12 protein-coding genes are annotated in these 12,613 nt (G+C 70.9%); 4 read left to right on the top strand and 8 right to left on the bottom strand.

Annotated elements, in window-relative coordinates:
• Positions 1-55: 55 nt before the first annotated feature.
• Together HD595_RS32215 and HD595_RS32210 are read right to left on the bottom strand one after the other, a co-directional pair.
• Positions 56-223 (bottom strand): hypothetical protein, encoded by a 168-nt coding sequence (locus HD595_RS32215; protein WP_253775597.1) that lies wholly within the window; start codon positions 221-223, stop codon positions 56-58.
• A 45-nt stretch (positions 224-268) separates the two neighbouring features.
• Positions 269-901 (bottom strand): TetR/AcrR family transcriptional regulator, encoded by a 633-nt coding sequence (locus HD595_RS32210; RefSeq protein ID WP_253775595.1) that lies wholly within the window; start codon positions 899-901, stop codon positions 269-271.
• 101 nt (positions 902-1,002) lie between these two features.
• Between HD595_RS32210 and HD595_RS32205 the strand changes: the two genes are divergently transcribed.
• Positions 1,003-1,953: an oxidoreductase gene (locus HD595_RS32205; RefSeq protein WP_253775593.1), complete on the top strand. Its 951-nt coding sequence runs from the start codon at positions 1,003-1,005 to the stop codon at positions 1,951-1,953.
• 64 nt (positions 1,954-2,017) lie between these two features.
• Here HD595_RS32205 and HD595_RS32200 read toward each other — a convergent pair whose 3' ends face one another.
• Complete coding sequence (locus HD595_RS32200; RefSeq protein ID WP_253775591.1) at positions 2,018-2,365, bottom strand: MazG-like family protein; 348 nt, start codon at positions 2,363-2,365, stop codon at positions 2,018-2,020.
• A 304-nt stretch (positions 2,366-2,669) separates the two neighbouring features.
• Here HD595_RS32200 and HD595_RS32195 point away from each other — a divergent pair, with 304 nt between their 5' ends.
• From HD595_RS32195 to HD595_RS32185, 3 genes are read left to right on the top strand one after another with little or no spacing between them, the layout of a single operon-like run.
• Positions 2,670-3,272, top strand: a complete 603-nt coding sequence (locus HD595_RS32195; RefSeq protein WP_253775589.1) for a hypothetical protein — start codon at positions 2,670-2,672, stop codon at positions 3,270-3,272.
• A 48-nt stretch (positions 3,273-3,320) separates the two neighbouring features.
• Positions 3,321-3,821 carry a SigE family RNA polymerase sigma factor gene (locus HD595_RS32190; protein ID WP_253775587.1) on the top strand — a complete coding sequence of 167 codons (501 nt, stop codon included), beginning with the start codon at positions 3,321-3,323 and terminating at the stop codon, positions 3,819-3,821.
• A gap of 1 nt (position 3,822) precedes the next feature.
• Positions 3,823-4,695: a hypothetical protein gene (locus tag HD595_RS32185; RefSeq protein WP_253775585.1), complete on the top strand. Its 873-nt coding sequence runs from the start codon at positions 3,823-3,825 to the stop codon at positions 4,693-4,695.
• A gap of 46 nt (positions 4,696-4,741) precedes the next feature.
• Here HD595_RS32185 and HD595_RS32180 read toward each other — a convergent pair whose 3' ends face one another.
• The 5 genes from HD595_RS32180 to ctaD form a co-directional block, all read right to left on the bottom strand.
• Entirely contained in the window at positions 4,742-5,344 is a 603-nt protein-coding gene (locus HD595_RS32180) for an isochorismatase family protein (RefSeq protein ID WP_253775583.1), read from the bottom strand.
• Between the two features lie 86 nt (positions 5,345-5,430).
• Complete coding sequence (locus tag HD595_RS32175; RefSeq protein WP_253775581.1) at positions 5,431-6,405, bottom strand: GlxA family transcriptional regulator; 975 nt, start codon at positions 6,403-6,405, stop codon at positions 5,431-5,433.
• A 402-nt stretch (positions 6,406-6,807) separates the two neighbouring features.
• Positions 6,808-7,746 (bottom strand): diacylglycerol/lipid kinase family protein, encoded by a 939-nt coding sequence (locus tag HD595_RS32170; protein WP_253775580.1) that lies wholly within the window; start codon positions 7,744-7,746, stop codon positions 6,808-6,810.
• 62 nt (positions 7,747-7,808) lie between these two features.
• Positions 7,809-10,538 carry an immune inhibitor A domain-containing protein gene (locus HD595_RS32165; RefSeq protein ID WP_253775578.1) on the bottom strand — a complete coding sequence of 910 codons (2,730 nt, stop codon included), beginning with the start codon at positions 10,536-10,538 and terminating at the stop codon, positions 7,809-7,811.
• 306 nt (positions 10,539-10,844) lie between these two features.
• On the bottom strand, positions 10,845-12,515 hold the full coding sequence (gene ctaD, locus HD595_RS32160) for an aa3-type cytochrome oxidase subunit I (RefSeq protein ID WP_253775576.1): 1,671 nt from the start codon (positions 12,513-12,515) through the stop codon (positions 10,845-10,847).
• Between the last annotated feature and the right edge of the window lie 98 nt (positions 12,516-12,613).

The following is a 12,613-nucleotide window of genomic DNA, read 5'->3' as shown; positions in this document are numbered from 1 at the left end:
CAGCGGCCCCGCCGTCCCGACGGGCCGTCAGCGCTCGGCTACGGCCCGCAGACCGTCAGCGCCTGGCCGCGGCCTTCAGCAGGTGGCCGAGGAGGGACACGACCGGCGACTGGGGAGTCTCGCACCAGCCGGCCGGTCGCTTCGGCTCGCTCCACGGCGACGGGAGCTCGCACGAGGGAGCCTGCGGCTCGGGCCGCTCGCACCACGATCCCGGAGGGTTCATGATTTCACTGTACAGCTCGTGCCTCGTCGCGGCGTAAGCAATCACTTACGGCGCTGCGGCGTCGGCGTCGGCGTCGGGCGGCGCGAAGGCGCCGGCCCGCGCGGCGGCGAGCGTCACCCGGGCGGCCTGGTCGGCGGTGGTCTCGTCCACCGGGTCGCCCGTGACGAGCAGCCGCAGGTAGACCGGCGCGGCGAGAGTCCTGAGGACCTCGCCCGGGTCGGTGCCCACGGGCAGTTCGCCCCGCTCGACGGCACGCCGCACCACCGGCTCGGCCCTGGTCAGCCGGTCGCGGAAGACGTGACCGCCCGCGGCGGCGATCTCCGGCAGATGGGCCGCTCCGGTGAACATGGCGGCCAGGACGGCCCGCCCGGTCGGGCTGGTGTACGACTGGACGAGCGAGCGGGCCAGCGCCCGCAGGTCGTCCTCGACCGTCCCGGTGTCGGGGACGGGCACGTCCGCCGCCAGGTGCTCGGCGAGGGCGTCGACGAGCAGGCTCTCGCGGTCCTTCCAGCGCCGGTACACCGTCGTCTTGTGGACCCCGGCCCGCTGGGCGACGCCTTCGACGGTCAGCGCCGCGTACCCCTTGTCCACGAGCTCGGCGAGCGTGGCGGCGTGGACCGCCGCGCGCACCTTGGCGCCGCGGCCGACGGGCCGGGCCGTGGAACGGGAAGACTCCATTGCAACTCCAAGTTGCGATACGAGGGGACGATGGGCAGGATGAATCTATCGCAACTCCAAGTTGCGATACCGGCTTCCCCGCGACCCCCGAGGTGTTCACCATGCGTGCCCGTCCCCCTCGTCCCCCGTGGACCTTCGACGACATGGCCGACCAGTCCGGCCGGGTGGCGGTCGTGACCGGCGCGAACAGCGGCATCGGCTACGTCACGGCCCGAGAGCTGGCGCGCCGCGGCGCCCACGTCGTCCTGGCCTGCCGCGACCCGGGACGCGGCCGGGCCGCGCTCGACCGCATGCGGGCCGAGGCGCCGGGCGCCCGCCTGGAGACGCGCCGCGTGGATCTGGCCAGTCTCGCCTCCATCCGGGAGTTCGCCTCCGGCTGGGACCACGACCGGCTCGACCTGCTGGTGAACAACGCCGGCGTGGCCATGGTGCCGTTCGCCCTGACCGAGGACGGCTTCGAGTCGCAGTTCGGCGTCAACCACCTCGGCACGTTCGCGCTGACCGGCCTGCTCCTGCCGCACCTGCTCGCCGCGCCGGACCCGCGCGTGGTCACCGTCAGCAGCGAGGGGCAGCGCTTCGCCCGCTTCGACCTCGGCAACCTCAACGCCGAGCGGCGCTACCGCGCGGCGTTCGCCTATGTGCAGGCCAAGCGGGCGAACCTCTACTTCGCGATGGAGCTGCAGCGCCGGGCCGACGCCGCGGGACTGGCGCTGCGCAGCATGGCCGTGGCGCCCGGACTGACCCGTACCAACGTGCTGACCGGCGGCGCCAACAGCGCGCGGGGAAGGCTGTACACGACCCTGACCGGCCTGCTCGTGCGCGCGGCCTTCCGCCCCACGCCCGAGGGCGCCAAGACGTCCCTGTTCGCGGCGACGGTCCCGGACCTGCCCGGAGGCCGGTACATCGTGCCCGACGGGTTCCTGCAACTGCGGGGCGAGCCCACGGCGCGCGGCCGCGAGCGCGCCATCCGCGACGTCGTCACGGCCCAGCGGCTGTGGCGGCTGTCCGAACGCCTCACCGGCGTCACGTACGGTCTGCCCGCCCCCGAGTGAGGCGCTCAGGCGAACCGTGGCTCGGGTGAGGCGCTCAGGCGAACCGTGGCTCGGGGTGAGGTGCTCAGGCGAGCCCGGCGCGCCGGGCGACGGCTTCGGCGTGCCCGGCGAGCAGGTCGAGCAGGGCCGCCGGTTCCGGCTCGTCGGCGCGCAGGTGCGCGAGGGCGGTCAGGGCCGTCAACGCCACGTCCAGCAGCTCGTACTCCAGCTCCTTCCGGGTGGCGGAGCGGCCCTTGCGGGGGTTCTGGCCGGTGACGCCGACGAGGGCGTTGATCGCCTCGCCCGCCTCCTCGGCGACCTTGGCGACCCTGCCCCACAGCAGCGCCTCGGGGTCACGGTGAAGGTTGTCGGGCGACTGGTCGATCCAGGCCGACAACGCGTGGATGAGGGTGTTGGTCCGATCGGGGTTCATCGAGCGGCACTCTACTGGCCTGGTCGAGACCCCGTACGGGCTCTGCGAACCGGCGCCGCTGCGCGAGGTCGTCACGCTGCTGCGCCGGGACCAGCTCGCGGCGCGGCGGCTGCTGGACGGCTCCCACAGGCTCGCCCCGGAGGTGCAACCGCTCTACAAGGCCAAGGGGCATGCGGCCCAAGGACGAGGCCGTATCCCGGCGACGAGCGGTTCGTCATCGCGATAGCCGGCTTCGGAGACGACGGCCGTCAGGCGTCGGCGCGACAGGCACATGAGATGATCATCGCGCCTTACGATCACCTCCATGGCCGAGATCGTGCGCACAGAACGAGCGGAGCGGGTCTTCGTCTCCTACCACCAGCTCACGGTGGGCGACCGCGCGTTCGACAAGGGCAATCCGGACCACTCACTCGACGACCTGGCCTCCTCCCGGCCGGGGCTCGCGGTGATCTGGACGGGGGTGCACACGGGCTTTCTCGACGTGACGATCCAGCTCGCGACGGCCACCCCGCCCACGCCTCCCCCCGGCGCGTGGGAGGCGGGCACGGAGATCGACCTCATCACGTTGACCGGCGAGACGGTGCTGTGCGGGTTGATGGGCGAGCCTCCCCCGGGGTTCCCCGGCCTCACCCCGCAGGCGCCGGGCCGCTACCGGATGCGGGTCCACGCCCGCGGCAGGAGCCGCAACAACGAGGCGTACCGGCAGGTCTGCCCGGAGGTGTATCTGATCACCGTCTGGCCCGTCGACGTCGGACCTGAGGCCGCCGCCAGATACCAGGAGACGGCCGACGGCGAGCCGCCGAGCAGGTCCGACCTGCTGCTGGCCTGGGCCAGGGAACAGGCGGCGAACGAGCCGGGGCGGCCGGCACGCCGGGTCGGGAAACCGCCCTCCGGCGCCACACCATAGATCCGCGGGCCCGACCGCATCTAAGGAGGTGACACCCGAGGAGAACTTTTGAACCCCGAGCAGCAGCGAGACTTCACCGACTTCGTCACCGCCCGCTCCGACAGGCTGATCAGGTTCGCCTACCTCCTGACCAGCGATCAGCACGCGGCCGAGGACCTGCTCCAGACGGCGCTGGCCAAGACCGCGGGACACTGGCGGCGCATCCGCGACAATCCGGAGGCGTACGCGCGCCAGGTCATGTACCACGAACAGGTCGGGCGCTGGCGAAGCCCGCGCTGGTCCCGCGAACGGCTGGTGCTGACCCCGCCGGACCGGGCCACGGACGACCGGACTCACGAGGTCGAGACGCGCATCACCCTCGCCCAGGCGCTACGGGTCCTGCCGCCGCGCAAGAGGGCGGTCCTGGTGCTCCGTTATTACGAGGACCTCTCGGAGTCCGAGGCCGCCAAGATCATGGGCTGCTCGGTGGGGACCGTGCGCAGCCAGACCCACCAAGCCATCGCCCGGTTGCGCGAGCTGCTCGGCACGACCGTCACCCTGGAGGCCTGAGATGACCATCGACGAACAGCAGATCTCCGCGGAACTGCGCCTCATGGCGGGCGAGGCCAGGCCCGTCGACGGGCTCGCCCACGCCACACGGGCACGCAACGCCGCCGTGCGGCGCCGGCGCGCGTCATGGTCGGTCGCCGGGCTCGCCGCGGCCGCCTCGGTGATCACCTCGGTGCTCGTCATGACGTCCGGAGGCTCCGGCCAGGTCGCCGCGGCGAGGGTGGAACACCTGCCGGCCAACACCCCTGAGCAGTTGCGGAGCGTACGGGAGTGCATGCCCAAGGGAAGTCCGGTGCACAACATGGACGGTAACCGGCGGATGACCCAGTACGGCACGGTCAAGGACTTCCGGGAGCTGGTGGAGTACCGGGACAAGGGCGGGTCCACCGCTCTGGTCGGCAGCCTGTCCGGTTTCGTCCTGTGCACGCCGACCACGCAGAAGGAGAACCAGCCGCGAGCCGTCTTCACGTACTGGGGGTTCAAGGCTCCGGGCAGCCTGACCGGCTTCCCGGGCCCCCTGCAGGTGGACGCGTACACCAGCCATGACCACTCGTACACGGTGGGGCCGGACCAGGCCGAGAAGGACGACATCTACCGGATCGTCGTCGGCCGGGTCACCACCGATGTACGGCGGGTCGAGATCGACTGGGCGGACGGGCGGCGTACCGATGCGCGCCTGGCCAACGGCTTCTTCATCGCCCGGGTGCCGGGGAAACTGATCCCGGACCCCGACGACGGCAAGGACGCCGTCGGCGAGCCGCCCACCCTCCTGGACTCGCCACCGGTCACGGTCACCGCGTATGGCCCGGGGGACCAGGTCCTGAAGCGGGACAAGGGCGTGGCGTTCGGACCCTTGGGCCGGGGCACCGAGTGACCTCGTCCAGGTCGCGGGCGCGCACCCGCGATCTGGACGGGGCCGGTCAGGCGGGCAGGTCGGCCACGCGGGTGGCTACCCGGCCGAACAGGTCACCGATCGTGGTCAGGGCGGCGGCGTGCAGGAGATCGGCCGCGATCGGCGCGCCGCCCGGGCCCGCCAGCGGCCGGGTCGCGCACGCCTCGGCCACGACCGTGGGCCGGTAGCCGAGGTTGAACGCGCCCTGGGCGGTGAACTGCACGCACATGTGGGTCATGAAGCCCGCCAGCACCAGGTCCGGCCCGGCGCCCAGCCGGCGCAGCGTCTCCGGCAGGTCGGTCTCGTGGAACGCGTTCGGGAACCGCTTCACCACGACCGGTTCGCCGTCCCGGGGCGTGACGGCCGTGGCGATCTGCCCGATCTCGGCGCGGATGTCGTACAGGGTGCCTTCGCCGCCGTCGTTGACGACGTGCACCACGGGGGTCCCCGCGGCGCGGGCCCGGTCCAGCAGGCGGGCGGCGGCGTCCAGGGCGCGGTCGGCGTCCGGGAGCGCCATGACGCCGGTGCGGTAGGTGTTCTGGAAGTCGATCATGATCAGGGTGCCGGTGGACAGCGCCGGCAACGCGCCCTCCAGGCCGATCACGTCGCGCAGGGTCGTCGAAACAGTCATCTCGTGCTCCTGAATTGTCGTTAATTCCAGCCAGAATTACCGGAAAACCGGCAGGGTGAACCGCCGGCCGGTGCGGGGAAGAGAAGCTAGGCGGCGGTGCGGAACCGTCGCCGGTAGGCCGCCGGGGTGGTGCCGAGCCGCCGCCGGAACGCCCGGTGCAGCGTCTCCACCGAGCCCAGCCCGCACGCGGCGGCCACCTGGTCGAGCGGCTCGTCGGTGCCCTCCAGCAGCCGCCGCGCCGCCTCCACCCGGGCCGCCTCCACGTAGGCGGCCGGGGTGACGCCGGTCTCCTTGCGGAAGACCCGCGCGAAGTGCCGTTCGCTGAGACACATCCGTTCCGCGAGGGCCGCCGCCGACAGGTCGGCGGCGAGGTTCGCGGTGATCCACGCCCGCAGCTCGTCGATGTCGCGCCGCTCGCTCGGCGCCAGCCACAGCGGGACGCTGAACTGGCTCTGCCCGCCCGGCCGCTTGAGGTACATCACCAGTTGCCGGGCGACCGCCAGGGCGAGCCGTTCGCCGTGGTCCTCGGCGACCAGGGCGAGCGCGAGGTCCATGCAGGCGGTGATGCCCGCGCCGGTCCAGACGTTCCCCGACCGGACGTAGATCGGGTCGGGGTCCACGGTCACGTCGGGATGCTCGGCGGCCAGCCGGTCGGCGGTGGCCCAGTGCGTGGTCGCCGTCCGGCCCGACAGCAGCCCGGCGGCGGCCAGCAGGTGCGCGCCGACGCACACCGACGCGACCCGGCCCGCGTGCCGGGCGGTCTCGCCGATCCAGCCGACCAGGGCCGGATCGATCACCGGCATGCCCCGGCCGTCCACCGCACCGGGCACCACGAGCGTGTCCACCCGCTCGCCGACCTGGTCGACCGACAGGTCGGTGGCGAGCCGGACCCCGGCGCTGGTCCGCACCTGACCGCCGTCGGGCCCGGCCAGGAGCACCTGGTAGGGCGTCCCCCCGGCCATCTCCCGGTTCGCGACCGCGAACACTTCCGCGGGCCCGGTGACGTCGAGGAGATCGACATCGGGGAACACGGCGACGACGACACGGTGTGGAGCGGGCATGCGTCCATTGTCACGGGTGGCGGCACGTGGCCGCCATGACGGTGTTCTGTCACATCCGGACACGCCTCAGCGAGGGTCCCGAATCCCACTGTCTGGCCCCGTCACCCCAGCTCCCCGACCGCCGCCACCGCGTGCCCGCCACCGCCCTCGCAGGTCCGGAGCGCCGGCCCGCCTGCCTCTGCCGGATGCGGCCCGAAGGCGTGCGCCGGGCAGGTCAGCCATGCCCTCCCATGCTGCTCGGCGATCACCGCATGGGCCAGGTCGACGATCGACTCGCGGGCATCCGGCCGTGTTCGCCGCCGGCCGTCGCAGCTCCCCCGCTGTCACAGCCCGAGCCTCGTCGCGCGAAGCGCGCCCCCCGTGAGGACCGCGCTTCGAGCCCCTCCAGCAGGTACGACGGGGTCAGCGGTCCTCGAAGGAGGACGGGACCATGACGCGGACCCCGTTCGGCACCACCCGCAGCCGGATCGGCGTGCGCAGGCGTACCTCGCCGTCCACGTCCGCCGCCATCGGCGGGTCCGTCTCCAGCAGCATCTCGCGCCCCACCACGAACGGCCCGCCGGCCAGGCTGCGCCAGCGGCCCGTCGTGGCGCGCGCCAGCGTCTCGCCGAGCAGCCGCAGCTTCTTGCCGGACCCGAGCTGGTAGGCCACGAGCATGCCGTTGTCGATGCTGATGTCCTTGGCGACCTGCCAGCCGCCGTGGAAGCGGCCGTTGGCGATGTTGAGCTGGTGGGTGAGCAGCTCGTGCCGCGTGCCGTCGACGGTGATGTACGCCCGGAACGGCCGGTGGCCCGGCAGGATGGTGAGAGCCGTGAGCGGGTACGCGGGACGGCCCACGATCCGCTTGAGCCACGGCTTGACCTTGCCCGCCACCTCGACCGAGACGCCGAAGCTGGCCAGGTTGGCGAAGGGCCGGTCGTCGGCCATGCCGAGGTCGATGTCGGCGACCTTGCCCGTCTCGAAGACCCGGATCGCGCCCGCGAGGTCGAGCGGCAGGCCGAGGCTGCGGGCGAAGTTGTTGGTGGTGCCGAGCGGCAGCACGCCGAGGGCGACGTCGCGGTGGGCGACGTGGCGGACGGCGGAGGACAGCGTGCCGTCGCCGCCGCCGACGACGAGCAGGTCGGGGCGGGTGGCCAGGGCGGTGTCGAGGAGCTCGCGCAGCCGCTTGGGGTTGTAGACGCCGATCTCGGCCAGCGGCTCGAAGCCGAGCTGGTGCAGCCGCTCGATGACCTCGACGTAGTGGCGCCGGCCGCGGCGTGAGCGAGTGTTGATCACCACTGCCACGCGGCGGTCCTTGCGGATCGCCTCGGTGTGCTCGGCCTTGGTGCGCAGTTCGCTCATAGTGCCCAATCGTAGGGCCGCCGGGGGGTGTCCCGGCGGCCCTGCGGATCAGCGCGTGGAGATCACTTCTTGGGCGGGGTCACCTGGACGATCGCGCCCAGGTTGCCCGGCAGCGGGGAGACCAGCTTGAACTGGACGCCCAGGGCCTTGCCCTCGTCGCCGGGGTTGCCGGAGCCGAGCTTGTGGCCGTTGCCCATGTCCGTGCCGTACAGCTCGGTGGCGGGGGTGCCGTCGAGGTGCACGACGCGGGTGCTGTACGGCTGGTCGCCCTTGGAGGGCACCACCGTCGAGGCGTCGAAGTCGCGGTAGTACAGGCTGCCGTCCTGCACCTCCAGGCCCGGGTACCAGGTCTTGGCGTCGGTGAAGTTCGGCACGCCGTTCAGCGCGGGGACGTCCGTGCAGTACTCGCTGAACGGCTCGTCCGCGGCCTCCAGGCACTCCTTGAACGGGTACGTCTTGCCGAAGGAGAAGGCGGCGTTGGACGACTGCGAGCGGCCCTCCATGTTCTTGTGCCGGGTCGGGTCCTTGGCGGCCGCCGTGCCGGTGCGGCGCAGCGGGTCGTAGTGGGAGTCGACCACGAGCAGGCTGCCCTTGGAGCCGATGCTCGGCGGGAGCTGGAGGTTGTTGCCGATCGAGTTGTTGGTGAAGGTGGAGTCGCGGTACCAGACGAGCAGGCCGGGCGCGTTGTACTTGACCTTCTGCACCTTCCAGGCGCCGTCCCGCGAGTACGTGCTGTCGTAGGCGAACTGCAGGCCCTTGTCGAAGCCGTCGAAGTTGCGCCACTCGGCGAGGTAGAAGCGGTCGATCTGGCGGGAGCCGTTGTTGATGGTCCAGCCCTGGCCGCTGGTGTTGGTGAAGGTGCCGCCGGTCGCCTTCCAGCCGTTGGCGCCGTTCTCGACGTCGTCGCTCCAGACGGCGGTGCCGCCGTTGGTGAGCTGGAAGTCGTCGGCGTGCCAGCCGCGCGGGGTGAAGGCGGCGTCGGTGTTGGACGTCAGGCGCAGCTTGATGCTCTTGCCGGCGAACGGCGTGAGGTTGACGTAGTCGTGCCGCCAGCCGTTGGTGCTGCCGGTGAGGCCGTACTTCTTGTCACCGAACGTCTTGAGGTTCTTGTTCGGGTCCGGGTAGCCGTCGGGCGTGGTGACCTCGTTGCCGGCCTCGTCGTACACCTTCTGCTGCGCCCAGGTCTGGCCGCCGTCGGTGGACACCTCGACGAAGCCGAAGTCCCAGTCCTGCTCGATGTCGTAGTTGTTCCACATCCAGAAGCGGACGTCGCTCCCGGCGGGGACGGGCACGTCGCGGGTGAGGGAGACGTTGGCCCATTCCTGGTCCATGCCGGACCACCACGCGTTGGCGCCGCTGTGCGGGTCGACCATCTTCAGCGGCGTGGAGGCGAGGTTGACGCGGACGCCGTCCTGGGTGAGCTTGGGCGTGCGCGACGACTGGCCGACGGTCACGAGCTTGGCGGCGTCGCCCGGGTTGAACACCTTCGGGTTGGCCCAGCCGAGCACCCACTTGTCCCAGAGGCCCATGTGCGAGGGCATCGACTGGAAGATCGGCCCGGAGTGGGAGCCGCTGGACATGAGGTCCCAGAAGTCCACGGCGCTGCTGGCCGCGCCGCTGGTGTCGTACAGGTCGGGCAGGCCGAGGTCGTGGCCGTACTCGTGGGCGAAGACGCCGACGCCGGAGTCCTCGGGCTGCACGATGTAGTTGGAGATCTTCTTGTCGCTGCCGGGCACCTTGTAGCCGCCGGCGACGGCGCTGGAGTGGGCCCAGATGGCGTACGTGCCCTCGGCGCCGCCGTCGGCGGACTTGTCCTTGCCGGCGTGGACGAGGACGAGGTGGTCGATCACGCCGTCGGGCTCGGCGTAGTTGCCGTCGCCGTCGGCGTCGGAGACGTCCTCGAGGTCGTAGTCGGCCCACGGGAAGTTCGGCTGGGTCTGGGCCAGGACGTTGACGGCGTCGATGGCGAGCTGGCCGGCGCCGGTCGGGTTGTCGGGGTGGCCGGACATGTCCTGGGGCGCCCCGCCGCAGGCGGCCGCGCCGTACCACGCCTCGGAGTGCGGGGCCTTGATCCAGCCGGCGGCCGAGCCGGTGACGGAGTAGGCGCCCTTGGACATCTCCTCGTACATCTTCTTCATCGTGAAGCCGGAGATGTCGATGCCGGGCTTGCCGTCGCGCGGGTCCTTGAGGTCGGGGCGGACGCGCTCGGTGATGCCCTTGTCGGTGTAGAGCATCTTGTTGAAGTGCTCGGTGCTGAAGTCCTTGACCCAGAACGAGTTGTTGTCCTGGTGCGGGAGCGTGGCCGGGTCGGGGATGTTGTTGTGCAGCGGCCCGTTCTTCAGGGTGCCGGGCGGCTCGACGACGCAGTCGTCGGGGGCGCTGTCCGGGGTGCGCAGCCGGTTGAAGCCGGAGAAGTCGTCGTTGGCGTTCTCGTTGAACTCGACGAGCAGCGTGAGAAGCTTGGCGGTCTTCGTCTGCTTCGCGTTCTTGAAGATGAATTCAGCGGGGTTTCGGCCGGTCTTGATGGCCTCCTGCTCGCGCGCGGCGAGGACGCGGGCGGCCGCCGGGTTGCCCTCGGTGTACTTACGGTCGACCTTTTCCGCCGGGGACTGAGCGCGGGCGCGCCGGCTGTTGGGCGACGGCGGCTCGCCGGGTTCCGGCTCGTCCCGGGGCGGGGCGTAGTTGATGTAGTAGTCGGCCCTCGTCGGCTGGTACACGGCCGCCGACGCCGCCGCCGGGGAGGTGGCGGCGGGGACGGTGAGCGCGGCCGCGAGCAGGGCCGCCGCGGGCATGGCTGTTAACAGGCGTTTCGTGCTGGGCACCAGGAACCCTCTCTGCCCGGGATCGCCGGGCGCATGGCCATAGGGTGTGCAATGCCGGACGTTAGAGGGTGGGTAAAGGGGACGTAAAGGGCGTTGTTGAAATGTGATGTATTTAGGACATTTCAGAATAGGAGGGTTATGGCGGTCACTCCGCCGGCGACGGCCGCCCCGTAGCAGAGCAGCGCGACGAGCGCGTCCCACGATGGACGACTCACCGGGCAATGTGCGACAGATCGGGTACATCCACCCAAGCGCCGGGACCCGCGCCGGGAAAGATCAGTCCGCCGTTCCCTTCTCCTCCCGGTCCGTGGCGGGCTTCTCGTGCGGGTAGTGCAGGTCGAAGGCGGGCCGTTCGGAGCGGATGGGCGGCATGAACGTGAAGTTGTGCCGCGGCGGCGGGCACGAAGTCGCCCATTCGAGGGAGTTGCAGAACCCCCACGGGTCGTCCACCGTGACGCGCGGGGCGCGCCGGGCGGTCTTCCAGACGTTGTAGAGGAACGGCAGCGTGGACAGGCCCAGCAGGAACGCGCCCACCGACGAGATCTCGTTCAGCGCCGTGAACCCGTCGGCGGGGCTGTAGTCGGCGTAGCGGCGCGGGAACCCGGCCGCCCCCAGCCAGTGCTGCACGAGGAACGTCGTGTGGAAGCCCGCGAAGAGGGTCCAGAAGTGCACCTTGCCGAGCCGGTCGTCGAGCATCCGCCCGGTCATCTTGGGCCACCAGAAGTAGAAGCCGGCGAACATCGCGAACACGACCGTCCCGAACACCACGTAGTGGAAGTGCGCGACCACGAAGTAGGTGTCGCTGATGTGGAAGTCGAGCGGCGGCGAGGCCAGGATGACGCCGGTCAGGCCCCCGAGCAGGAACGTCACCAGGAAGCCGATCGCGAACAGCATCGGCGTCTGGAAGCTGATGTGGCCGCGCCACATGGTGCCGATCCAGTTGAAGAACTTCACCCCGGTCGGCACCGCGATGAGGAACGTCATGAACGAGAAGAACGGCAGCAGCACCTGCCCGGTCGGGAACATGTGGTGCGCCCACACCGTCATCGACAGGCCGGCGATCGCGATCGTCGCGCCGACCAGCCCCATGTAGCCGAAGATCGGCTTGCGGGAGAAGACGGGGATGACCTCGGTGATGATCCCGAAGAACGGCAGCGCGATGATGTAGACCTCGGGATGGCCGAAGAACCAGAACAGGTGCTGCCAGATCATCGGGCCGCCGTTGGCCGCGTCGAACACGTGGGTGCCGAGCTTGCGGTCCGACTCCAGCACGAGCAGCGCGGCGGCCAGCACGGGGAACGCCATGAGCACGAGCATGCTGGTCAGCAGGGTGTTCCAGGTGAAGATCGGCATCCGGAACATCGTCATGCCGGGCGCGCGCATCCCGATGATCGTGGTGATGAAGTTGACCGACCCGAGGATCGTGCCGAGGCCCGACAGCGCGAGGCCCATGATCCATAAGTCGCCGCCCATGCCGGGCGAGTAGGTCGCCGAGGCGAGCGGTGTGTAGGCGAACCAGCCGAAGTCGGCCGCGCCTCCCGGGGTGAAGAACCCCGCCGTCGCGATCAGGCTGCCGAACAGGAACAGCCAGTACGCCACCGCGTTCAGCCGCGGGAACGCCACGTCCGGCGCCCCGATCTGCAGCGGCATCACGACGTTGGCGAACCCGGCGAACAGCGGCGTGGCGAACATGAGCAGCATCGCGGTGCCGTGCATGGTGAAGAGCTGGTTGTAGTGCTCCTGGCTGACGAGCTGCATGCCGGGCCGGGCCAGCTCCGCGCGCATCACCATGGCCATGACCCCGGCGACCAGGAAGAACACGAACGAGGTGATCAGGTAGAGGTAGCCGATGACCTTGTGGTCGGTCGTGGACAGCCAGGAGACGACCACGGTGCCGGTGCGGCGCCGCCTCACCTGGGCGATCGAGGTCTCACCAACAGTCGTCACGCCTGCTCCCTCCCGGGCGGAGTGATGGCCTTGCCGTACCGGACCCCCGGCGCCCTCCATTGCACGCCACCGATCGCCCCGCGTGAAGCCCCGCGGCG

The organism is Nonomuraea roseoviolacea subsp. carminata, assembly GCF_024172185.1.
Lineage (GTDB): Bacteria > Actinomycetota > Actinomycetes > Streptosporangiales > Streptosporangiaceae > Nonomuraea > Nonomuraea roseoviolacea.
The sequence above is the reverse complement of the archived record's forward strand: the minus strand, read 5'-3'. Positions and strand labels throughout refer to the sequence as shown.

Bases quoted from the DNA above. Each gene is read 5' to 3' on its own strand.
- HD595_RS32215 (WP_253775597.1), bottom strand. From the start codon at position 223: ATGAACCCTCCGGGATCGTGGTGCGAGCGGCCCGAGCCGCAGGCTCCC.
- HD595_RS32210 (WP_253775595.1), bottom strand. From the start codon at position 901: ATGGAGTCTTCCCGTTCCACGGCCCGGCCCGTCGGCCGCGGCGCCAAG.
- HD595_RS32205 (WP_253775593.1), top strand. From the start codon at position 1,003: ATGCGTGCCCGTCCCCCTCGTCCCCCGTGGACCTTCGACGACATGGCC.
- HD595_RS32200 (WP_253775591.1), bottom strand. From the start codon at position 2,365: ATGAACCCCGATCGGACCAACACCCTCATCCACGCGTTGTCGGCCTGG.
- HD595_RS32195 (WP_253775589.1), top strand. From the start codon at position 2,670: ATGGCCGAGATCGTGCGCACAGAACGAGCGGAGCGGGTCTTCGTCTCC.
- HD595_RS32185 (WP_253775585.1), top strand. From the start codon at position 3,823: ATGACCATCGACGAACAGCAGATCTCCGCGGAACTGCGCCTCATGGCG.
- HD595_RS32180 (WP_253775583.1), bottom strand. From the start codon at position 5,344: ATGACTGTTTCGACGACCCTGCGCGACGTGATCGGCCTGGAGGGCGCG.
- HD595_RS32175 (WP_253775581.1), bottom strand. From the start codon at position 6,405: ATGCCCGCTCCACACCGTGTCGTCGTCGCCGTGTTCCCCGATGTCGAT.
- HD595_RS32170 (WP_253775580.1), bottom strand. From the start codon at position 7,746: ATGAGCGAACTGCGCACCAAGGCCGAGCACACCGAGGCGATCCGCAAG.
- HD595_RS32165 (WP_253775578.1), bottom strand. From the start codon at position 10,538: ATGCCCGCGGCGGCCCTGCTCGCGGCCGCGCTCACCGTCCCCGCCGCC.